We start from the raw sequence: 22,031 nt of genomic DNA, 5'->3' as shown, positions 1-22,031 counted from the left end.
ATGCCAAGCCTGTTAACGCAGTCGGAGCAAGCGAGTCAACTTGAGCAATTGCCGCAGTGGCAAATTGCCCGTGACCCCGATCGCTTAGTTTGCACTTTTGTGTTTGCAGACTTTAAATGCGCGTTTGCATTTATGACCGCAGCGGCCTTGCATGCGGAACAAATGAACCACCATCCCGATTGGTCGAATTGCTGGAACAAGGTTACGGTGCATTTATCGACGCATGACAAGGGCGGCCTTACCCAGTTGGACTTTGATTTAGCAAAAGCCATGTCGCAACTCCACACCACTGTATTTGCGCAATCCAAGTAATACGGCAATTGGAATAGAGAGGCTAGATCATGCGCATTGATATTCCTGAAAACAAGAAAAAGATTCATGAGACGATCATCTCCATTCGTTGGGGTGATATGGACTCGTACCGGCACATTAATAACACCGTTTACTTTCGGTATATGGAGCAAGCTCGGATTGAATGGATTACTTCACTCGGCTTTAGCTGCACCGCAGAAAAAGAAGCGATGATTATGGTGAACGGCTTTTGCAACTTTTACAAGCAAGTCAGTTTTCCAGCATTCTTGCGCGTCAGCACCTTTGTTGGTCAGATTGGCAACTCAACTGTTGACCTGTTAAATACCATGGATCTGATTGGTCCCAGCGCTGACCAAGAGCCAGTCCTGTGTGCTGCTGGCGGCGCTACCATGCTGTGGGTTGATTTAGAAAAGAACAAATCGATGCCTTGGCCTGAATCCATCCTGAAAGTATTGCGCTAGGATGGCAGCGCAGGGTGCTGGCGATTCAGCCAAGCTCTTGCCAGCATTGCTCAGTACCCAGCTGAGTACGTTTGATTGCGTCATTGATACCCGCTCGCCAGCCGAATTTGCGCTAGACCATATCCCGGGTGCGATCAATTGCCCCGTTCTCGATAATGATGAGCGCATTCTGATTGGTACTCTGTATAAGCAAGAATCCCCATTTGCTGCAAAGAAGCGTGGCGCCGCATTGGTAGCAAAAAACATTGCTCGCCACCTTGATGCCCGCTTTATCGATATGCCACGCGAGTGGCGTCCATTGATCTACTGCTGGCGTGGCGGCGAACGCAGTGGTGCTTTTACGCACATCTTGCAGCGGATTGGTTGGAAGGCAGTGCAACTCGATGGCGGTTATCAGGGATTTCGGCGGCAGGTGATTACCGAGCTCGATGTAGCTGCAAAACAGTGTTCCTTTCGGGTGATTTGTGGCATGACTGGCAGTGGCAAGACGCGCGTATTGCATGAGCTTAAGTTGCAGGGCGAGCAAGTGCTCGATCTAGAAGGCTTGGCCAATCACCGCGGCTCCGTACTGGGAGGTGATCCACTAGAGCCTCAGCCCGCCCAGAAAGCATTTGAGACGCGCCTGTGGAATGCACTGCGCAGTATGGACTCAACACGAATCATCTATGTTGAGTCGGAGAGTAAAAAAGTCGGCGGTGTTCACGTTCCGGATGCATTAATGGAGCGGATCCGTGACGGAGAGTGCATTGAGGTGCGGGCTAGCAATACAACGCGCGTGGCATGGCTGATGCGCGAATATCAACATTTTTTGACCGATACGCCGGCACTTGAAAGCAAGCTACATATGCTCAATGCCCGTTACGGTAAAGAAACTATTTCCGCATGGTGTCAGCAAGCTCGGGAAGGGCGGTTTACCGATTTAGTTAACGATCTATTGGTTGCCCATTACGACCCATCCTACCAGTCATCAATCAAGCGAAATTTCCCCCGCTACGATACTGAACAATTTGTATCCTTGGATAGCGATAGTGATGCCGATTTTGCGAAGGTGGCTGGCGCCATGCGAGTGCGGCAGCAATAAAAAAGAGGCTAGTGCATTACGCCTAGCCTCTCCAATCTACCCACTTCAGTCGGTAGCTTTACATCAGCTAAATGCCTGAATACCCGTTTGCGCACGGCCCAAAATCAGAGCATGAATATCATGAGTGCCCTCATAGGTATTGACTGCCTCTAGATTGAGCATGTGGCGAATCACGCCGTATTCATCTGACACGCCATTACCGCCGTGCATGTCGCGCGCCATGCGCGCAATATCGAGGGCCTTACCGCAGGAGTTACGTTTCATGATCGAGGTGATCTCTGGAGCGGCAATGTGCTCATCTTTCATGCGACCAAGACGTAAACATCCCTGCAACGCTAGGGCGATGTCGGTTTGCATGTCGGCTAATTTTTTCTGGATCAGCTGATTGGCTGCCAGTGGGCGGCCAAATTGCTGGCGGTCCATGGTGTACTGCCGTGCTTTAAACCAACAATCTTCAGCAGCGCCGAGTACCCCCCATGAAATACCGTAGCGCGCTGAATTAAGGCAGGTGAAGGGGCCTTTAAGTCCAGTGATTTCCGGGAACTCGTTTTCAGTGGGAACAAAAACGCTGTCCATCACGATCTCGCCGGTAATGGAGGCGCGAAGGCTCATCTTGCCGGAAATCTTCGGCGCCGATAAACCCTTCATGCCTTTTTCTAAAATGTAGCCCCGAATCACGCCTTCGTCGTTCTTGGCCCAGACCACAAATACATCCGCAATCGGTGAATTCGAAATCCACATTTTGGAGCCGGTGAGTTCAAAACCGCCCGGTACAGTGCGCGCCCGGGTAATCATCGCGCCCGCATCCGAGCCGTAGTTGGGTTCCGTTAAACCGAAGCACCCAATCCACTCGCCACTGGCTAATTTAGGTAAAAACTTTTCTTTTTGTGCCTTGCTACCAAATTCATTGATCGGCACCATGACGAGGGATGACTGCACGCTCATCATCGAGCGATAACCGGAGTCGACTCGCTCGATTTCGCGGGCAATGAGGCCATACGAGACGTAATTGAGGTTGGCGCCACCGTATTCTTCCGGGATCGTAATGCCGAGCAAGCCCAATTCACCCATTTCACGGAAAATAGCGGGATCGGTTGTTTCGTTCCGAAAGGCGTCATGAACGCGTGGGGCGAGACTGCCTTGCGCATATTCAAAGGCGGCATCCCGAATCATGCGCTCTTCGCTAGTGAGCTGGGCATCCAACATTAAGGGGTCTTCCCAGTGAAAAATCGGCTTACTCATATATCGGCATTTCCTGTGTTTTCTGTTAAATCCAGCTATCCTATTGATTATCCAACTTTTGGCTTAAACCTGCTGTTAGCGCCCACCTAAAACCCATGCAACGCCACCACCGCTATTATGATTTGTTGCTTGCCGCCTTTGTGGTGGTGCTGCTGTGTAGCAATTTCATTGGTGCTGGCAAGGTAGCTACGCTGGATCTGCCCATATTTGGTACCGTCATTTTTGGCGCCGGCATTTTGTTTTTCCCTATTGCCTATTTTTTTGGCGACATCATGACCGAAGTCTACGGTTATGCCCATGATCGCAGGGCAGTGTGGATGGGCTTTGCGGCACTCGCATTTGCGGCCCTCATGGCGCAAGTGGTGATTGCATTGCCGGTAGCGCCAGGATCCTATATGGCTGGATATCAGAGTGGACTGGAGACGGTGTTTGGAAATTCCTGGCGGATTGCGCTCGGGTCAATGATTGCATTTTGGTGCGGTAGCTTATCCAATAGCTACGTCATGGCAAAAATGAAAATATTGACGCAGGGTAGACATTTATGGACCCGCACCATCGGCTCCACCGCAGTAGGGGAGTTGGTCGATTCCAGCCTCTTTTATATGATTGCGTTTTACGGCATCTGGTCAACCAGCGAAATTATTCAAGTGGCGCTGGCGCAGTATGTTCTTAAAACCCTGTGGGAGGTTTTAGCAACACCCATGACGTATGCCGTAGTTGGATTTTTAAAGAAAAAAGAGAACGAAGATTATTACGACACCCACACCAATTTCACGCCATTTAAGATAAAGGTTTAAGCATGAAAGCTTTTCACGATCCGACGATTCAAACGAGCGACATCACACCAAAGTCTATTTTTGAGCAACGCCGCTCTTTAATCCAGCTTGCGGCAGCGGGAGGCATGGGTATGGCGTTGGCGCCGTGGTTTTCACGGGAAGCATTTGCGAGCAATCCCGATGCGGTGAAGTTTAAGAATGTCATTGAGTCGCCGTATTCCACCAAAGAGACCCTCTCGGAATACAAAGAAGTGACCACCTATAACAATTTCTACGAGTTTGGCATGGACAAGAGCGATCCTGCGCGCCGTGCTGGCTCTTTGAAAACCAGTCCTTGGACAGTTACGATCGAAGGCCTGGTTAAAAAGCCGATGACGATTGATATTGATGCCTTACTGAAATTGGCGCCAATCGAAGAGCGGATCTACCGGATGCGCTGTGTTGAGGGCTGGTCAATGGTTATTCCGTGGAATGGTTACTCATTGTCTAAATTGCTCAATGTAGTTGAGCCATTGGGTTCGGCCAAGTTCATCGAGTTTGTGACCCTTGCAGACCCTCAGCAAATGCCGGGTCTAGCCCGCCCCATTTTGGACTGGCCATACCGTGAGGCTTTACGCTTAGATGAAGCAATGAACCCACTTACCTTGCTAACCTTGGGCCTCTATGGCGAGGTGCTACCAAAGCAAAATGGTGCCCCAGTGCGGATCGTGGTGCCCTGGAAGTATGGATTCAAAAGCGCGAAGTCGATTGTGTCGATTCGTTTAACGGAGAAGATGCCTGTGACCAGCTGGGTTAGGTCGGCGCCCCGTGAGTATGGTTTTTACTCCAACGTCAACCCCAATGTTAGTCATCCGCGGTGGAGTCAGGCTACCGAGCGTCGCCTCGGTGATAACCGGGGAATTTTTGCGCCTAAGATTCCAACCGAGATGTTTAATGGTTACGGTACGCAAGTGGCTAGCCTGTATGCCGGTATGGATCTCAAAAAGAATTACTAATTGCAGTACATCAAGCCAACCATTTTTTTGCTTGCCCTGTTACCGCTGGTCAGGCTAGTTTGGCTTGGTAGTGCAGGGGACTTGGGCGCCAACCCAATTGAGCTCATTACGCGCTCCATGGGTACTTGGACCTTGGTTTTTTTATGCCTGAGTTTGGCAATGACGCCAGCACGAAGGCTAACGGGCTGGACTGGATTTATTCACCTCAGGCGGATGCTCGGTTTGTTTTGTTTCTTTTATGCTACCGTGCATTTTCTGATTTGGTTGTGGCTTGACCATAACTTTTCGCTAGCGGCCATGTGGCAGGATGTATTAGAGCGCCCTTACATAACGTTTGGCTTTCTTGCTTTCGTCCTTTTAATTCCGCTGGCATTCACCTCCAATCGCTGGGCGCAGCGTAAGCTCGGTCGGCGCTGGAGCCATCTGCACCGCATGGTTTACGCTATTACAATACTGGCTATCCTCCACTATTGGTGGCATAAAGCCGGTAAGAGCGATTATGAAACGGTCTCAATCTATTTAGGCGTAATCGTAGTGTTGCTGCTACTTCGCTTACCATTCATACAGCAACATATTCAGATTAAAAAATAGGATGCGTTTGTATGGCAATGCAATTTAACTGGGATAACCCATACCCATCGATTCGGATGCCGGTGATGGGCCGAAATGTGGTTTCTACTTCTCACCCTTTGGCTGCGCAGGCAGGGCTGAAAATGATGCATCTGGGCGGGAATGCCATAGACGCTGCGATTGCTACCGCAGCAACACTCATGATCGTGGAGCCGGTATCCAATGGCCTGGGCAGTGATTGTTTTGCGATCGTCTGGGATGGCGACGAGCTGCAAGGCCTCAATGCATCTGGTACTGCGCCGCAGGCATGGAACTCCAGTTACTTTGCTAGCAAGTACGGCACCGAAGGCAATGGGATTGCCAAGCATCCTATGCGCGGCTGGGATTCTGTAACCGTACCCGGAGTACTTGCAGGGTGGGAGGCTTTGCATGCCCGTTACGGTTCTTTGCCCTTCTCTGATTTATTGCAGCCCGCAATTGAAATTGCAGAGCGAGGATACGCTCTGCCTCCGGTAGTAGCAAAAAAATGGGCTGCGGCTGCGGCTGAGTTGCATGCGCAGCCTGGCTTTGCTCAGGCTTTTATGCCGCACGGCCGTGCTCCCGCAATTGGCGAGCTGTTTCGTTTTGAGGCAGCAGCTAAAGGGTTGCGTCACATTGCAAAACATGGGGTACGCGCCTATTACGAAGGGGAGATTGCCGAGGCGATTGCAAGGCATGCGCAGCAGCATGGCGGAGTGATGTCTTTGGCTGACTTAGCTAACTACCGTCCGGAGTGGGTCATGCCGATATCGCAATCCGTAGCGGCTTGCGATGGCCAGCAGTACGATCTCCATGAAATTCCGCCCAACGGCCAAGGCATAGGTGCGCTCATGGCGATGGGCATTTTGAATCACCTCGATTTGCCAAGCCATCCCGTTGATGGTGTACAGAGCCAGCACTTGCAAATTGAAGCCATGAAACTGGCTTTTGCCGACGTCTACCAATACGTTGCAGATCCCCGCGCGATGGGCGTATCGCCGGCACAGATGCTGGACCCAGCGTACTTGGCAGATCGTGCCAGATTAATTAATCCCAACAAAGCAACCCACTTTGATTTTGGTCTGCCGCCTACCGGAGGAACCATCTACCTGACTACCAGCGATGAGCAGGGCAGAATGGTGTCCTTTATTCAGAGTAATTACATGGGCTTTGGTTCTGGAATTGTGGTCCCTGAATTTGGTGTTAGCTTACAAAATCGGGGCTATGGATTTTCCATGGACCCCAAATCAGCCAATGTGGTTGCCGGCGGAAAGCGGCCATTTCATACGATCATCCCTGCTTTTTTAACAAAACAGGTCAATGGCAAGACGCTGGCGCAAATGAGTTTTGGCGTCATGGGAGGCGATATGCAGCCGCAGGGCCATGTGCAAACTCTGATACGGATGCTGACCTACGGACAGCAACCTCAGGCGGCTTGCGATGCACCCCGCTGGAAGGTGAATCGCGACTTTAGCTTGGATGTGGAGTCCGGCATGCGTGCAGAGACGATTTCTGGATTGGAGCGGCTTGGGCATGTTTTAAAGCGGGTAGACGACCCCTATATGGATTTTGGAGCGGGGCAGTTTATTTGGCGCCTCAGCGACGATCTAGAGGCAGGGTATGTGGCAGCCAGCGATAGCCGCCGAGACGGCCTAGCCGCGGCATTCTAGAAGGCCTAGCTTAAATCGGGCGTTGCCCTAGCAACACCGTTAAAATAGACGTCTTCGTTGCATCGCAGCGTACCCAGTGCCCTTGATCCTAAGAAAGTAAGAACATACCCGTGTTGTCCGCATCCAATATCACCATGCAGTTTGGGGCAAAACCCCTCTTTGAAAACATTTCAGTTAAGTTTGGCGGCGGCAATCGCTATGGATTAATTGGCGCCAATGGTTGTGGCAAATCCACGTTCATGAAGATTCTGGGTGGCGATTTAGAGCCCAGCAGTGGCAACGTTAGCCTAGAGCCCAATATTCGCTTGGGTAAATTACGCCAAGATCAGTTTGCTTTCGAAGATGTGCGCGTCTTGGACGTCGTCATGATGGGCCATGAAGAAATGTGGAAGGCAGCAGCGGAGCGGGATGCGATTTACGCCAACCCCGATGCTACAGATGAAGATTACATGCGCGCTGCTGAATTAGAAGGTAAGTATGCAGAATATGGCGGTTATACCGCCGAAGCCAAAGCAGGGGAGTTGTTACTCGGCATTGGTATTCCGATTGAGCAGCACCAAGGCCTCATGAGTAATGTAGCTCCCGGTTGGAAGCTGCGGGTGCTATTAGCGCAAGCGCTCTTTTCAGATCCCGATGTGTTGTTGCTCGATGAGCCAACCAATAACTTGGATATTCACTCGATTCATTGGCTCGAAGAAATTCTGAATCAACTGAACAGCACCATCATTATTATTTCGCATGATCGGCACTTTTTAAATGAAGTCTGCACTCATATGGCGGATATGGACTATGGAACACTCAAGATCTACCCAGGAAACTACGATTCCTACATGCTGGCTTCAGTGCAGGCAAGAACGCAACAATTAAGTAATAACGTCAAAGCCAAAGAAAAAATTGCTGAATTAGCGGCTTTCGTAGCACGATTCTCTGCCAATGCTTCTAAGGCGCGTCAAGCAACCTCCCGTCAAAGACAGTTAGAGAAGATTGAGGTTGTTGAAGTCAAGCCTTCATCACGTCAGAATCCGTTTATTCGATTTGATACAGAGAAGAAACTTCACAATATGGCGGTTGAGTGCAATGCGCTTACCAAGTCTTTTGACCGAACTATTTTCAAGAATTTCAAATTAGCTGTGCGTGCTGGTGAAAAGATTGCCATCATTGGTCAAAATGGTGCTGGCAAGACAACCCTTTTAAAAACGATTCTGAGTAAGCGTTTTGATGGCATTGCTGCAGACAGCGGTGATGTGAAGTGGGCTGAGAATGCTAATGTCGGTGTAATGCCCCAAGACAATACAGAGATGTTTGCTAAAGACGAATTACTGATGGATTGGATGAATTGGTGGCGCAATACTGGCGACGATGATCAAGTGATTCGTGGCACCTTAGGCCGTCTTCTGTTTTCAGGCGATGACATCAGCAAGTCAGTCAAAGTTCTATCAGGCGGTGAAAAAGGCCGCATGATTTGGGGTAAGTTGATGCTGCAAAAGCACAACGTATTAGCCATGGATGAGCCTACCAATCACATGGACATGGAGTCTATTGAAAGCCTGCAGATTGCTCTGGAGAAATTCGAAGGTACCCTGATCTTTGTTTCCCATGACCGTGAATTCGTATCGGCACTGGCTAATCGCATTTTGGAAGTCAAGATGGATGGCAGTGTCGTGGACTACTCAGGAACCTATGAAGAGTATCTGCGCAGTCAATCTCTGGCGGGGTAAACCATGATTGCTGTAGTTTCTGAAGGCTTTATAGTAATTATAAGTAAATGACCATCGGTCAATTTTTGATTGATACTAAAAAGGTCTTCAGTTATGAAAATAGACTTTATTGGCCCAGCAACCATGGCCGAAGATGGTGGCGTCATTTATCCAGCATTGCTAAACGGTCAAAAATTGGCATGTCGTTTTAGTTATGAGGCACTAGATGATGTAGAGCCTGACGGAATTCTCGGCGATGCATTAGTGCATTTCACAAACCATCAACTTAAGCTCCTCTCGATTGCGGAGCAAAAAATTCGCAGCGGCCATGCGCATGATGGTCAGATTCAAATTTTCAGTTCAGATTTAAGTCTATAAATGAGCCTGGGTTCATCAAATAAAGAAATCGACCCATCATATACCTCTCAGTAAAACTTAAATTTACCTTAGCCCTTTCATTTGCATTTGGGTGGATGGGTATTTCAATTTGGTTATCAATGCCTTGGCTAAGTGATTTAAGTCACATTATTGGACCATTTCCAGCCTATTTCTTCATTGCTTTTATTGCCATTATTCCCGGCTTCATGAATGCTTTTGTGGCGATGGCTCTTATGTTAGATCGTCGTCCTAAAGTTATTGTTGATCAGCGCTATCCACCAGTCACAATATTAATTGCTGCTTATAACGAAGAGGGATCAATAGCATCGACCTTATCTGGGATTTTTCTACAAGACTACCCTGCAGATATTCGTGTAATTGTGATTAATGATGGCTCGAGTGATAAGACAGTTGATTCTGTTAAGGCTTTGCAGTCGGCTCACCCTAATTTAGAGCTCATTAATTTAGGGCGTAACGGCGGTAAAGCATCTGCACTAAATCATGGTTTAGCTAAATGTACGACCGACATCATTATTTCGATCGATGCAGATAGCTATATATTGAAAGATGGAATAAGCCACTTAGTTGGTCGATATCTCTCTGACCCAATTAATACTAAAGCCGTTGCTGGTGAAATTCTGATTCGCAATTCAAGGGAAAACTGGATTACTAAGGCTCAGGAGTGGGATTATTTTTTAGGCATTGCCACTATCAAGCGGATTCAGTCTTTGTTTCAAGGGACTCTTGTTGCGCAAGGCGCATTTTCTTTATATGACCGAAAGACTGTTGTAGAGCTTGGCGGTTGGCCAGAAATGGTGGGTGAGGATATTGTTTTAACTTGGAAGATATTGGACGCAGGGTATCGCGTGGGTCATGCCGAAGATGCATTGGCCTTTACCGATTGCCCCAACACACTGCGCAAGTTTGTTAATCAGCGCAGACGTTGGTCCCGCGGCTTAATGGAGGCTTTTAAAACTACCCCGAAAATTCTCTTTAAGCCGCGCTTAAGCACTTTATATATCTGGTGGAACACGTTATTTCCATTCATGGATATCGCATTTACATTTGGGTTTATTCCCGGGCTGATCTTGGCTTGTTTTGGTATTTATTGGATTGTCGGTCCGATGACTTTATCGTTATTGCCGATGGCCTTTTTACTCAATTGGCAGATGTACCTGAAGGGTAGGGCGATGTTTCGCTCTGAGAACTTGAAGGTCCGCGCGAATGCCTTGGGTTTTGTCTTCTACGTTTTTGCTTACGGTCTTATTTTGCAACCGGCCTGCGTTTATGGTTACTTCTCTGAGTTGTTCAATCTACGTAAATCGTGGGGCACAAAATGAACAATCTTTATTGCAGTCTATTTTTCATCTTTTCTCTTGCATCTATTTCTGTATGGGCGGAGCAGTCGCCCCCCACAAAGCAGGCTATTTCTATTCCCAATGTCTATATCGCTTCGGATAGCGAGGGGTTTTCTACTTATAAATATAATGCGGGCTACATTCCAGTGTATGAGCATGGTGAAAAATACACCGGCATCAGTTATCAGCGTAATTACTTCACGCAAAATAATTGGAACTCTTCAGCCAATGTATACACACTACTGACGAAGTCCATTAATCCCCGTACTGGTTTGGGATACAACCTAAATGTCGGGTATAACGAGCAAAATGGCTATAAATTAGCAACCACGGATAGCAGTTATAGCTTGCGGCTGACGGACACAACTAAAGGTGAAGTATTTGTGAGTCGCGATCGGGTAGAGACCCAGAATGCCCTAACGAATGGAATTTACTACACGTTTGGCGGCGCCAGCATTGAGCAACAAATCATAGAGCGCTTAACTGCGATTGTGATGGCCGGAAACATGTATTTCTCTGATACGAATACAAGGCCTACTGTGCGTGCACGCGTTGTCTATGATCTGATTCCGGAGCATGGTATTACCGCGCAGTTACGCTATCGCCAATACCGCGATACCAATACCAATGTAGCAAATAATTACTTTAATCCCAGTGAGTACAACGAGACTATGATCGCTTTTGGTATGCGTAAACGCATATCAGGATGGATGATAGCTGGTACAGCAGGGGTAGGGCGCCAGACCGTAAATCAGGATCCAAGCACGACAACGCAACTATATGAGCTTGCAGCTACCAGCCCAGTTGCATCCAATGATTATTACTTCAAAACTCGCGCAGCATACGGTAAGTCAGCTGGATTTTTAGGGCCAAACTATTTTTATCGCTACGTGATGCAGGAACTTATTATTCCGTTTTGAGTTTAATTGCTGTTCTTTTTGCGCGCATTGCGGGCAGCTTCGGCAGCTTGATTTGATATGCGAACAGCCTCAGCAGCAGCTTCGGCAGCTCGTTTTGTTGCGTCAGCTGCCTCGGCTGAAGCTTGTGCAGAAGATTCCTCGGCTTGATGTGCTACAGCCGTAGCAGCTGCTGAGGCCGCGGCGGACGCAGCTGCAGCCGCTTCAATTGCAGCCTCTGCCGATGCGGCAGCAGCATCGGCAGCTGCCTCAGCCGCCTCAATTACATCCCGTAATGCCGCCAAATTGGCTGCCGCCGCTGCTTTTTTGGCGGCAAGTAACGCTTTTTCGGCTGCAATTGCAGCACGATTTGCTGCTTCTAGCGCGCTTGAAGTCAGTGTACTTAGGCTGCGTAGCGCTTCCGTATAGCGTTTATTGACGACGATGTAACCTTGCCGCAAATTGGTGACTTCTGTCTCTAGGCTGATTAACTTAGCGTAAATCTTATCTATATCGCCCTGCATGTATACCTTAGCTAATGAATATGCATTCATATTCTGCTAGTTGTATCTAAATTGCAAGGATTTTGCATCTTTTAACGCATGTTCGTCCATCAAATTAAGTACATAATGGTTGAATGATTTTGCCCACACCAGTTTCAAGTAGTTCAGCCCATGAAGAGCTAGAAAAGCGGAGCTGGGCTTTGTCCGCTTTATCGGCGGCGGCGGCTGCATTGGCGCGAGCCAATTCCACTGATATGTTGATAGCGGAAGTGTGCGATGCGATTACATCGCAAAGTCCTTATTTATTGGCGTGGGTTGGCAAGGCAGAAGACGATAAAGAAAAAACCATTAAGGTGCTGGGCGGAGCAGGGACAGCACTAGACTATATTGAAAAGATTGCAGTGAGCTGGTCGGATCAGCGTGTCACTGGACTCGGTCCGGCTGGTCTTGCTGTGCGATCTAACCAAATTACCATAGTAGCTGACACTGAAGTAGATCCCGGCTTTATTGTTTGGCAGGATTTAGCCAAGAAGTATGGGATTCGCTCCGCAATTGCTTGCCCTATAGCGGATGGGGCCCGACATCCTTTCGGTGCATTGGTTGTTTATTCTGCTGTACCAAATGCATTTGGACCGGAAGAGGCAAAATTATTTGAAAGTCTAGCCCATGAGCTTAGCTTCGGCCTTCGATCCATTGAGCGTCAACAGCAACTAGACGAACAAATACACGAAAAGGAGTTGGTCCAGGAACGCTTGGCGGGCGCCTTAAAGGCGACGATTGAAGCAATGTCGCGTACCATGGAATGGCGCGATCCTTACACTGCAGGACATCAAAAGCGGGTTGCTCTGATTTCAGCAGCCATTGCTAAAAAACTAGGTCTCAATAATGAACAAATTGAGGCGCTTTATATGGCTGCGATGGTTCATGATCTTGGCAAAGTAGCCGTGCCTGCCGAAATCCTAACGAAGCCATCAAGACTGACTGACCTAGAAATGCAAATGGTGCAGGGGCATGCGGAGTCTGGATATCACATATTGAAAGACATTCCATTCCCATATCCGATTGCTGAAATGGTATATCAGCACCATGAGCGCCTAGATGGCAGCGGCTATCCCAGAGGGCTTGTGGGTGATGCGATATGCCTCGAGTCTAGAATTTTGGCGGTAGCGGATACCATTGAGGCGATGGCAACACACCGCCCATATCGCCCCGGCAGGGGGCTTCATACGGCAATGAGCGAGGTAATGGTAGAGGCGGGTAGTAAATTAGATCAACGCATTGCAGACGCGGCGTTTGAGCTTTATCAGGATGGTAAAACACTACACGACATCATTGAGTCTATTTAATTCATGACTCTCGGATTACTTCTATATTTCATCGCCTTGTGCGCACAAATTATGGCTGCATTTTATGCCATTCGTCTTTTTTTAAAATCCCATTCCTATCGATTTGTATGTGGATTTTTTGCTATAGGGCTTGTTTTAATGATGGGTAGGCGCATTTCGCCTATGCTATATGGCCTCAATAAAGAGTCAATTAATATAGTTGATGCTTGGCTATCCATTCCTATTTCTATATCGTTGCTATTGGGAATGATTTATTTTAAGAAGCTACTGTTTGAGTTAGAAGTTAAAAATACTGCCCTTGAAGAAATTTCCAAAAAAGATTCGCTGACTCCAGCTCTAAATCATTCGACGACTATGATTCGCGCTGAGCTTGAGGTTAAAAGATCCTTTCGTAGTCAGAAATGCATTGCTTTTCTCATGCTAGATATCGATCACTTTAAATTGGTTAATGACACCCATGGACATCTAATGGGCGATCAAGTATTGGTCAATCTTGCTACCTTGTGCCAAAAGGAGTTACGCGAGATCAATGTATTTGGTCGCGTTGGTGGCGAAGAATTTTTAATCGTACTGCCTGAAACAAATCAAGCGCTTGCAGTGGAGGTTGCAAACCGATTGCGGATACGCATTGAAGAAAGTGAAATGGCAACGGTAGCGAAAATCCCAATCTTTATAACCGTTAGTATAGGAATTTCTATTTTTGACCCACAGCAGGGTAAACATTCTGATGCGAGCGCGATTGTTCGTGAGTATTACGGTCTATGTGATTCTGCGATGTATCACGCCAAGCAGGCAGGCAGAAATCAAGTGTATTGCGAGCCCAATTTCTCGGTTGCTTAAATTGTTTTGTTGCGCTGGAAGCGAACTGCCGTTCCTTCAGCCTGAATGCGCTGCCATACCGTAGCCTTTTCCTCCGGCGTCATGAATACCCAATTACTGACTTCAATCAAGGTGCGGCCACAGCCTTTGCAAATCTCATCGTACAAAGTAGAGCAAATCCCAATACAGGGGGAGTCGGATTCAGCGTCGCCTGTTAATAACGAATTGGCCCCGCTAATGGGGTCGTTGGTATTTGAAGTGCTCATGGCAGTACTGTAGTCGATTTAAGGGGAGAGTGCTCGGCTAGCTCATCCACATAAGCCCCAACACCGGCACGCTCCCGTTTTAAGAAGCGCTCAACGGCAGTTGCAAACTCAGGGTCTTTTATCCAATGGGCTGATTGTACGGTGACCGGTAAAAACCCCCGCGCCATTTTGTGTTGGCCTTGGGCGCCACCTTCAAAAACCTGTATTCCTTCTCGAATGCAGTATTCGATTGCTTGATAGTAGGCAGTTTCAAAATGCAAGCAGGGAATGTATTCAATCGAGCCCCAGTAACGACCATATGCAGTTGGAACAGGGGCTTTTTTGTCGACCACCAAAAGCGATGCAGCGATAGGACAACCTTCTTTTTCGGCAATGATTAAATGGAGGTATTCCGGCATCTGCTTCCCCCATTCCTGAAAAAATTCTTCGTTCAAGTAGGGCGATGAATGGTGTTCCAAGTACGTGTTGGCATAGCACCGGTAAAAGAATGCCCAATCGGCTTGCCCAGCCATTTCTCCTGGAACGTGCCTAAATTGCACACCGGCCGCTTCCACTTCCTTGCGTTCGCGCCGAATATTTTTCCGGCGTTTCATAGTGAGCTGATCTAAGAATGCATCCATCGTTGCATACGATTGGTTATTCCAGTGAAACTGCACGGCATCGCGCGCCATGAAACCTTGCGCTAGAAGAGCAGCTTGGGTTTTCTGCTCGGCAAATAAAACGTGGGCTGAAGAAAGCCCGTTCTGAATTAACAGTTGTTTTAGGCCCTGTATTAGCCACTGCTGGGTTCGCTCTGGATCATGCCCTTGATCCAGAAGCGTGCGTGCCCCTTGCACTGGCGTAAAGGGAATCGCAGACAAAGCTTTGGGGTAGTACTGCATGCCATGCTGGCTATAGGCTTCCGCCCATGACCAGTCAAACACGTACTCGCCGTAGGAATGGCTTTTTAAATAGAGCGGCATTAGCCCAATGGGTTTATCCGAATCTGTCGGATAAATGGCTAAGTGGGCTACCTGCCAGCCGGTATTGCCACCAACGCAGCCATGCTCTTCCAGTGCTGCGAGAAAGGCGTGGCGTAAAAAGGGGGTTGAGTTTGCAGCTAATAAGCCATCCCAATGCTCGGCTGAGACCGCATCAATGCGATCCAAAACGCGCAGTTCGATTGGGCTATTTAGTGCCACATTGCTCAGCGCTGAATGAGCTCGATCTTGTATCCATCTGGGTCTGTAACAAAGGCGATGATGGTGTCGCCGCCCAGAACTGGGCCAGCCTCACGGGTCACTTGACCACCCGCAGCCTTAATGGCGGCGCAGGTGGCATAGGCGTCGCTTACGCCCAAGGCAATGTGGCCATAAGCCGTACCCAATTCATACTGATGGACACCATGGTTGTAGGTGAGCTCGATCTCCGCTTGGCCATCGGCGTTGCCCTTACCAAAACCAACAAAGGCCAAGGAATACTTTTGTTCGGGCCGCTCAGTGGTGCGCAATAAATTCATGCCCAAAATGCGGGTGTAGAAATCAATGGAGCGGGACAGGTCACCAACCCGCAGCATGGTGTGCAAGAGCATCATGCTTACTGAACCTTTGCCTTGGCACGCAGCTTTTGCATCATTTCAGAGAACTTGGCCTTTTGCCAGTTTTCATCGGCAGTCAAGATTTGCTTGAGCTCCGCTTTGATTTCATCCATGGGTGGGGCTTTGGCATCCCGCACATCATCCACGCGAATAATGTGCCAACCGAATTGGCTTTTGACTGGCTTATCGGTCATTTGACCTTTGTTTAAAGCAACCATCGCCTTAGAAAATTCGGGCACCAATGACTTATCGCCAACCCAACCTAGATCGCCGCCATTAGGTGCGGAGCCGGGGTCTTTGGAGTTCTGTTTCGCCATGTCAGCAAAGCTGGCGCCAGCCTTGATCTTGGCAATCAAGGCGTTTGCTTCCGATTCTTTTTCTACCAAGATGTGTTTTACCTGATATTCCTTGCCGGTGTAATCCGCCTGAATCGAAGCATAGGCAGCTTTGAGCTCGGCCTCGGTTACGCCCTCACGCTCAACAAAATCCTCAAATACGGCGGCAACCAAGATGCCAATACGTGATTGCTCAATCTTGTCTTTGACTGCCTCTTTTTGGGTTAGGCCGCGGTTATTGGCCTCCTGAATAATTAATTCCCGGGTAATTAATACCTCGCGTGCCTTTTCGCGAACCTGAGGATCATTGGTTGGCTGCCCTGATTTTTGTACCAGGCGATCTAATTGTGATTTTGGTATGGATTTGCCATTCACAATCGCGGCATTTTGCGCGAATGCCATTGGGCTGATCAATACCGCTGCGCAGACAGTGGATAGGGCAAATTGGGGAAGTAGTTTCATAGTAAAGGTAGGTAATAAAAGGAGTAGCTAATAGTAATAGGTTTATTTTGCTTGATTTAACTCTGCTTGGCTTATTTCAGCAAAAGAGCCTCAGCAGGGCTATGGGCCTCAATGGTCAGCGCGTGTATCTCATTAGGAATGTGGCGGCTCAAAGCAGCATAGATCAGGCGGTGGCGCGCAACCCGATTTAGGCCATCAAAGGCCGATGAAATTAGGGTCAGTTTGAAGTGGCCACCACCGCTAGCAGCGCCAGCATGCCCGGCATGCAAATGGCTTTCATCTTCAATTGCAATCTCATCAATTGGCAGTGCGGCTTTGAGGTCGACCAAAAATGAAGCAATGCGCTCTTGGTTTCTACTCATGAGGGTGTTTCCTCTTCCATGTGTTTGCTGAGCCAAAATCCTTGTGCAATGACAAAGACGATGAGCAGGGCAGTTGTTCCAAACAATTTGAAATTAACCCAGGTATCTTCCGAAAACTGAAATGCTACATAAAGATTAAGTCCGCCCATCAAGAAAAAGAAGATGGACCAGGCTAAATTAAGCTGACTCCAGGTATTACGTGCCGTATTTTCTTTAAGGGTGACCTGCTTACCCATGAGCACCTGAATCCAATTCTTATTGAAAAATTGGGCGCTAATAAATAGGCCGGCAGCAAATAGCCAGTAGAGCGCAGTTGGCTTAAGCTGGATAAATGTTTTATCTTGCAGGAATATAGTCAATGCACCTAGAACGACAATTAATACCAGACTCATCCACTGCATTGCATCGATTTTACGATGACGGTAATAGACCCATAAAATTTGCGCGATGGTGGCAACCATTGCCACGATGGTGGCGGTATAGATGTCGGCAAACTTGAATGCGACGAAGAACAGAATGACCGGGAAAAGATCGAATAAAAATTTCATGTGGTGATTATCGCTTTTATTGACCCGATTCCACGTTTTTACTGGGTTCAAAGCTTAAGGATGCCGAGTTAATGCAATAGCGTAGGCCTGTTGGCTTAGGACCGTCGGTAAAGACATGACCTAAATGGGCATCGCAATTACTGCAACGTACCTCGGTGCGGACCATGCCATAAGCACCATCTTGATGCTCCGATATGGCATCCGGATTCAAGGGAGTATGGTAACTAGGCCATCCGCATCCAGCATCAAATTTGGTGCCTGACTCGAACAAGGGGGTGCCGCAACACACGCATTGGTACTTGCCGTTTTCCCAATGGTCCCAATACTTTCCAGTAAATGGCCGTTCCGTAGCAGCTTCGCGCGTGACGCGGTATTCGATATCGCTTAACTCGGCGCGGTATTCGTCATTAGTTTTTTTCATTGCTTCTCACTCTTTATTGTGGACTGATGTATTTTCTTACGATGAACAGCTGAGATCCGTTACGACCTCATCGGGTAATGGTGCTAATGCGTATTGTTCAAACCCAGGCTGATCTTCAAACGGCCGACTTAAAATGCGTTGCAATCGATTCACTTCAGTGAAGTCATCCTGCTGCGCATTCTCGATGGCGCGCTGGGCCAAATGGTTGCGCAGAATAAACTTCGGGTTGACGCAATTCATTTGCGCTGCCCGCTCTGCATCGGAGTTTGATTCCTGCTGCAAACGTGTGCGGTATTGACTTAACCAGGCATCGGCCGCATCCCGATCTAAAAATTGATCACGCCAATTGGAATGGGCATCCTTTTTTTGCACTTTAGATAGACTGCGAAATGCATTGGTAAAGTCAGCCTGATTGGCATGCATCAGCTGCAATAGCGCTTCAATTAAATCCATATCATCTGGGGTGTCAATCTGCAAACCCAGCTTCCCCCGAAATAGGGTCAACCATTTCGCTTCATATTCGGGCGGAAAATCACTCAAGGCTGCGCGTAATATCTCTGCAGCATCTTGACCCGGACTCTCCATCTCCACGAGCGGCACCATGGCATTAGCAAGGCAGGCCATATTCCAGTGCATGATTTTAGGTTGGCGATGGTAGGCATAACGACCGCCACTATCGGTGTGGTTACAAATGTGGTCTAAGGCAGTGTGATCCAAAAAACCAAAGGGGCCGTAATCCATCGTGAGGCCGAGGGCGCTGATGTTGTCGCTATTCAGAACCCCATGGCAAAACCCTACTGCCTGCCAATGCGCAACGCATTTCGCATTGCGCGCCGATATTGCTTTAAATAATGCTAGGTAAGGAGTGTTGCTTGACTTGCATTCGGGGTAGTGTGCTTCGATTAAATACGCAGCCAGTTCCTGCAATCGCACATGCAATCCATTGGCGGCATAGTGCTCAAAGTGACCGATCCGAATAAAGCTCGGAGCAAGGCGGGAGCAAACGGCTGCGGTCTCCATTGTTTCGCGCCGCACTGCTTGCTTGGAGCCCACGAGGGATAGTGCGCGCGTAGTCGGAATGCCCAAAGCATGCATCGCCTCGCTGCATAGAAACTCGCGAATGGATGAGCGCAGAACGGCCCGCCCATCGCCCATGCGGGAGTAGCGTGTCATACCCGCACCCTTTAGTTGCAGCTCTTGGTGGTTTAGCTCCCCCAATAGAATGGCCCGCCCATCACCTAACTGACCAGCCCAATGTCCAAACTGATGCCCGCTATAGGCGGTAGCCATGGGTTTTGAAAATAGGCGCTGACCTAATTCTGCTGGATTGCCCGCCAATATTGCGAGCCAATCGGGATCCTGCGGCAACTGATTTGAGTCTAAGGAAATGCCAACGAGCTCAGCTGCCTCGGGTGAAACCGCAATCCAATAGGGATCGGGAAGGGGGGTAGGGGCTATAAATTGACAGGTGTCGTCGCCGATAAGAGAAAATGCCATATGTTCATTATTCTATGGGTATTTAGCCCCTTACGTTGAAGTCCACTATACCAATTGCCCTACACCGCATATGACAAATCAAACTGAACTTACCGCCGCCGCCAAACTGAGCAACCTAGGTCAGGAGCTGGATGTCCCTTTTTTAAAACTACTTGGAATCCGTTGCCTTAGCGCGGAAATGGGTAGCGGCGAGATTTTGCTGGCCATTAAGCCTGAGCATAAAAATACCTGGGAAGTAGCGCATGGCGGAGTGTTGTTAACCTTGATGGATGTCGCCATGGCCGTTGCTGCGCGCTCGGGCGATCCAGATGATCGCAGCGTGGTGACCATTGAACTCAATACCAATTTTTTACAAGCCGCCAATGGCGTTCTGCGCGTAAAAGCCGATACTGTGCACCGCAGTGTGACGATGGCCTTCTGTGAAGCGAAGTTATATGACGATCAGGGCCGCGTGTGCTGCATGGCTACTGGAACATTTAAGTACTTGCGGCGTTTGCCCACGCGTAATGCCAGTGGTGAGCGGGTTATAAATCCCGATCAGCGCACGCAGTAAATCGTAGCGTGTTAAACCGAGAGGTTTGAGCCGGAAGCACTCGTAAGCGCGCCGGTAATTACATCGTGGCCAATGGTGCCATTGGCATCAAAACGGCGTTCAACCATTTCAAAGGCGCCGTCTTTCCGAATGCGCAATACCGTACTTGAGCGTGTGCCATACATCGGGGTCTGAACAAATGCGGGGGACAAGGCTTTTTCCCATTCTTTGCTGACGCCGGTGCTGGGTAATTCTTGGTCGACCGCAACCCGGTTGTCACTAAGTAAGTGCAAGTATTGATCGGCGTGTTTTAGATTGCCTTGGTCCATTGCCAGAGTTTGGGCAAAAGCAGCCACCCGATGCGTCACTTTAGGCCAGGGGGTATCCAGCATGGCATTGGATAGACCATAGACGCCTGCATCTAACGCATTTTGCGGAAAGGTTTTACGCGGCCGAATCGATTGACCAAGCATCATGCGATTACTCACCCAGTGCATCTGTGCATCGCTCGGATTGCTTAGATCAGCCATCAGCATATTAAAGCCGTTGTATTGCTCAAAGCGTTTTGCATTGTGTTGAATGAAGCCATCGGGCTTATGCTCACCCGTCAGATACATCAGCGATAGCTCGCCACGGGTTCGTGCATCCGGGTTTTTTTCACTGGGCGCTCGTACATTGGTCAAGGCGGCAAAGCGGCCTGATTTGGTAAACCCAAGCCAAGTGCCTGGGCTACCCAAGACGTCCGCCCGATCCCGACCGGCTAATAGCTCGGGGTGCTCAGACCACCAATCCATTTTTTCTGTATCGCGCTCATAGAACTCATCGCGATTTGCTGCGACTACCAATGGATAGTCGGGATGGGATTTCCAGGCGAAGAGAATGAGGCACATAGCAATACTATGCCTGATTAAATTGTGATCAGGGGGTAGGGCAGCTGATCTAACATCAAAATGGGGCCATCTGGACCCCCAAGATGAAAAGTGCCACCGGCTTGCAGCTCGGTTTTGATCTCAATTTGGAAGTCCATGCGGCGGGCATTAGCAATGCTCGGAGCGCTAAGCACCACCATTCCAGCCGGCTGACCCGCATCATCCGCATGAAAAATCTCGCTTCCTGGACCGGTGGGGGCGTTTGCAAGTTGATCGATGGGGCAGTGGGCCAACTGCAGGCGCCGCTTAATCGCCCCACGGTATTGGCTGCGTGCCACGATCTCTTGGCCGGGGTAGCACCCCTTTTTAAAATCAACGCCGTACACAGACTCAAAGTTCACCATTTGGGGCACAAATTGGTCTTGGGTTGCGGCAACGATACGAGGAATGGCGCTCATGACCTCCAGTGAGCGCCACAGAATTTGGGCATCCTCCGAAGAGGCCTCGGCCGATGCTTGATCTGAAGTAATGGGCTCTGCGATCAGTACGCGTTGCATCGCAACGCCGGCGGTCATCACATCCGGTAGCCGCAGGAGGATGGCAGTTTTATCGACCTCCAACGTATCCAGCGTGCCGCTGGTGCAATAGCCAGTAATCTTCCAACTAGCTGTGACATCCTTGACTGTCACTTTGGAGCGTAGGACGAACATGCCTAAGCGCTTAGCGGTGCTGGCTGCGATGTCTTTTGAAATAAACAAGCCAAAGCAGCTAGTCCCATCCGCTTTTGAAAAAAGACCAAGCCATGCGCTTGCAATTAAGCGACCCTTAGGACTGCAATAACCAACGAGGCGAACTGCATCTGGTCCGCTTGCAATGGCCGGCGACGCAACGGCAGTAAGCCCCAAAACAGAGTTTGTCAGCTGGTTTTGTAAAAAACTAGCCGCATCATCGCCCTCAACGATAATGAGTCCCCAGTCAGCGAGATCGGCGGCAGAGTTCATGCAATGTTCTTATAAAGGTGCCAAAGGGCGTGGATTTAAG

26 protein-coding genes are annotated in these 22,031 nt (G+C 49.0%); 14 read left to right on the top strand and 12 right to left on the bottom strand.

Features of this window, described 5'->3' with window-relative positions; genetic code table 11:
* The 3 genes from AOC34_RS05200 to mnmH are packed head-to-tail and all read left to right on the top strand — an operon-like array spanning position 1 to position 1,854.
* A complete protein-coding gene (locus AOC34_RS05200) occupies positions 1 to 312 on the top strand; it encodes a 4a-hydroxytetrahydrobiopterin dehydratase (RefSeq protein WP_108469077.1) in 312 nt (103 codons plus the stop codon).
* 29 nt (positions 313 to 341) lie between these two features.
* Positions 342 to 773, top strand: a complete 432-nt coding sequence (locus AOC34_RS05195) for an acyl-CoA thioesterase (RefSeq protein ID WP_108469076.1) — start codon at positions 342 to 344, stop codon at positions 771 to 773.
* A 1-nt stretch (position 774) separates the two neighbouring features.
* Entirely contained in the window at positions 775 to 1,854 is a 1,080-nt protein-coding gene (gene mnmH / locus AOC34_RS05190) for a tRNA 2-selenouridine(34) synthase MnmH (RefSeq protein ID WP_108469075.1), read from the top strand.
* A gap of 63 nt (positions 1,855 to 1,917) precedes the next feature.
* Here the strand turns inward: mnmH and AOC34_RS05185 are convergent, their stop codons facing one another.
* Positions 1,918 to 3,096, bottom strand: coding sequence for an acyl-CoA dehydrogenase (locus AOC34_RS05185; RefSeq protein WP_108469074.1), 1,179 nt, complete (start codon positions 3,094 to 3,096; stop codon positions 1,918 to 1,920).
* Between the two features lie 95 nt (positions 3,097 to 3,191).
* Here AOC34_RS05185 and AOC34_RS05180 point away from each other — a divergent pair, with 95 nt between their 5' ends.
* The 8 genes from AOC34_RS05180 (at position 3,192) to AOC34_RS05145 (ending at position 11,478) form a co-directional block, all read left to right on the top strand.
* Positions 3,192 to 3,893 (top strand): queuosine precursor transporter, encoded by a 702-nt coding sequence (locus AOC34_RS05180; RefSeq protein ID WP_108469073.1) that lies wholly within the window; start codon positions 3,192 to 3,194, stop codon positions 3,891 to 3,893.
* 2 nt (positions 3,894 to 3,895) lie between these two features.
* Positions 3,896 to 4,867, top strand: a complete 972-nt coding sequence (gene msrP, locus AOC34_RS05175; RefSeq protein WP_108469072.1) for a protein-methionine-sulfoxide reductase catalytic subunit MsrP — start codon at positions 3,896 to 3,898, stop codon at positions 4,865 to 4,867.
* Entirely contained in the window at positions 4,868 to 5,458 is a 591-nt protein-coding gene (locus tag AOC34_RS05170) for a protein-methionine-sulfoxide reductase heme-binding subunit MsrQ (RefSeq protein ID WP_199908271.1), read from the top strand. It begins immediately after the preceding gene.
* 17 nt (positions 5,459 to 5,475) lie between these two features.
* Positions 5,476 to 7,125: a gamma-glutamyltransferase family protein gene (locus AOC34_RS05165; protein WP_108470063.1), complete on the top strand. Its 1,650-nt coding sequence runs from the start codon at positions 5,476 to 5,478 to the stop codon at positions 7,123 to 7,125.
* 110 nt (positions 7,126 to 7,235) lie between these two features.
* A complete protein-coding gene (locus AOC34_RS05160; RefSeq protein WP_108469071.1) occupies positions 7,236 to 8,843 on the top strand; it encodes an ABC-F family ATPase in 1,608 nt (535 codons plus the stop codon).
* Positions 8,844 to 8,936: 93 nt separating this feature from the next.
* Entirely contained in the window at positions 8,937 to 9,200 is a 264-nt protein-coding gene (locus tag AOC34_RS05155; RefSeq protein WP_108469070.1) for a DUF1488 family protein, read from the top strand.
* Between the two features lie 95 nt (positions 9,201 to 9,295).
* A complete protein-coding gene (locus AOC34_RS05150; protein WP_108469069.1) occupies positions 9,296 to 10,540 on the top strand; it encodes a glycosyltransferase in 1,245 nt (414 codons plus the stop codon).
* A complete protein-coding gene (locus AOC34_RS05145; RefSeq protein ID WP_108469068.1) occupies positions 10,537 to 11,478 on the top strand; it encodes a hypothetical protein in 942 nt (313 codons plus the stop codon). The genes AOC34_RS05150 and AOC34_RS05145 overlap by 4 nt, the downstream gene beginning before the upstream one ends.
* Before the next feature lie 2 nt (positions 11,479 to 11,480).
* Here the strand turns inward: AOC34_RS05145 and AOC34_RS05140 are convergent, their stop codons facing one another.
* Positions 11,481 to 12,008, bottom strand: a complete 528-nt coding sequence (locus tag AOC34_RS05140) for a hypothetical protein (protein WP_108469067.1) — start codon at positions 12,006 to 12,008, stop codon at positions 11,481 to 11,483.
* A gap of 83 nt (positions 12,009 to 12,091) precedes the next feature.
* On the opposite strand from AOC34_RS05140, the gene AOC34_RS05135 reads away from it, so the two are divergent.
* Together AOC34_RS05135 and AOC34_RS05130 are read left to right on the top strand one after the other, a co-directional pair.
* A complete protein-coding gene (locus AOC34_RS05135) occupies positions 12,092 to 13,303 on the top strand; it encodes an HD domain-containing phosphohydrolase (protein WP_108469066.1) in 1,212 nt (403 codons plus the stop codon).
* 3 nt (positions 13,304 to 13,306) lie between these two features.
* A complete protein-coding gene (locus AOC34_RS05130) occupies positions 13,307 to 14,143 on the top strand; it encodes a GGDEF domain-containing protein (protein ID WP_108469065.1) in 837 nt (278 codons plus the stop codon).
* Here the strand turns inward: AOC34_RS05130 and AOC34_RS05125 are convergent.
* From AOC34_RS05125 to AOC34_RS05090, 8 genes are all read right to left on the bottom strand, one after another.
* Entirely contained in the window at positions 14,140 to 14,388 is a 249-nt protein-coding gene (locus tag AOC34_RS05125) for a DUF1289 domain-containing protein (protein ID WP_108469064.1), read from the bottom strand. The two genes, AOC34_RS05130 and AOC34_RS05125, sit on opposite strands and share 4 nt — an antisense overlap.
* A complete protein-coding gene (locus tag AOC34_RS05120) occupies positions 14,385 to 15,569 on the bottom strand; it encodes a GNAT family N-acetyltransferase (protein WP_108469063.1) in 1,185 nt (394 codons plus the stop codon). The genes AOC34_RS05125 and AOC34_RS05120 overlap by 4 nt, the downstream gene beginning before the upstream one ends.
* A 5-nt stretch (positions 15,570 to 15,574) precedes the next feature.
* The gene (gloA, locus tag AOC34_RS05115; RefSeq protein ID WP_108469062.1) at positions 15,575 to 15,961 is read right to left on the bottom strand and encodes a lactoylglutathione lyase; all 387 of its coding nucleotides are present in this window, start codon (positions 15,959 to 15,961) and stop codon (positions 15,575 to 15,577) included.
* A gap of 2 nt (positions 15,962 to 15,963) precedes the next feature.
* Positions 15,964 to 16,761: a peptidylprolyl isomerase gene (locus AOC34_RS05110; protein WP_108469061.1), complete on the bottom strand. Its 798-nt coding sequence runs from the start codon at positions 16,759 to 16,761 to the stop codon at positions 15,964 to 15,966.
* Positions 16,762 to 16,832: 71 nt separating this feature from the next.
* Complete coding sequence (locus tag AOC34_RS05105; RefSeq protein WP_108469060.1) at positions 16,833 to 17,123, bottom strand: BolA family protein; 291 nt, start codon at positions 17,121 to 17,123, stop codon at positions 16,833 to 16,835.
* Complete coding sequence (locus AOC34_RS05100) at positions 17,120 to 17,671, bottom strand: septation protein A (RefSeq protein WP_108469059.1); 552 nt, start codon at positions 17,669 to 17,671, stop codon at positions 17,120 to 17,122. Before AOC34_RS05100 ends, AOC34_RS05105 begins: the two co-directional genes overlap by 4 nt.
* A 16-nt stretch (positions 17,672 to 17,687) precedes the next feature.
* A complete protein-coding gene (gene msrB / locus AOC34_RS05095) occupies positions 17,688 to 18,092 on the bottom strand; it encodes a peptide-methionine (R)-S-oxide reductase MsrB (protein ID WP_108469058.1) in 405 nt (134 codons plus the stop codon).
* Between the two features lie 36 nt (positions 18,093 to 18,128).
* Positions 18,129 to 19,589 carry a protein adenylyltransferase SelO gene (locus AOC34_RS05090; RefSeq protein WP_108469057.1) on the bottom strand — a complete coding sequence of 487 codons (1,461 nt, stop codon included), beginning with the start codon at positions 19,587 to 19,589 and terminating at the stop codon, positions 18,129 to 18,131.
* A gap of 70 nt (positions 19,590 to 19,659) precedes the next feature.
* Between AOC34_RS05090 and AOC34_RS05085 the strand changes: the two genes are divergently transcribed.
* Positions 19,660 to 20,142, top strand: a complete 483-nt coding sequence (locus tag AOC34_RS05085; protein WP_108469056.1) for a PaaI family thioesterase — start codon at positions 19,660 to 19,662, stop codon at positions 20,140 to 20,142.
* Between the two features lie 11 nt (positions 20,143 to 20,153).
* On the opposite strand, the gene AOC34_RS05080 is transcribed toward AOC34_RS05085, so the two are convergent.
* Together AOC34_RS05080 and ygfZ are read right to left on the bottom strand one after the other, a co-directional pair.
* Positions 20,154 to 21,011, bottom strand: a complete 858-nt coding sequence (locus AOC34_RS05080; protein ID WP_108469055.1) for an NRDE family protein — start codon at positions 21,009 to 21,011, stop codon at positions 20,154 to 20,156.
* 17 nt (positions 21,012 to 21,028) lie between these two features.
* Entirely contained in the window at positions 21,029 to 21,991 is a 963-nt protein-coding gene (gene ygfZ, locus AOC34_RS05075; RefSeq protein ID WP_108469054.1) for a CAF17-like 4Fe-4S cluster assembly/insertion protein YgfZ, read from the bottom strand.
* Positions 21,992 to 22,031 lie beyond the last annotated feature (40 nt).

This window comes from Polynucleobacter difficilis (genome assembly GCF_003065365.1).
In the GTDB taxonomy this organism is placed as follows: Bacteria; Pseudomonadota; Gammaproteobacteria; order Burkholderiales; family Burkholderiaceae; genus Polynucleobacter; species Polynucleobacter difficilis.
This window is presented reverse-complemented; position numbering and strand designations above follow the sequence as displayed.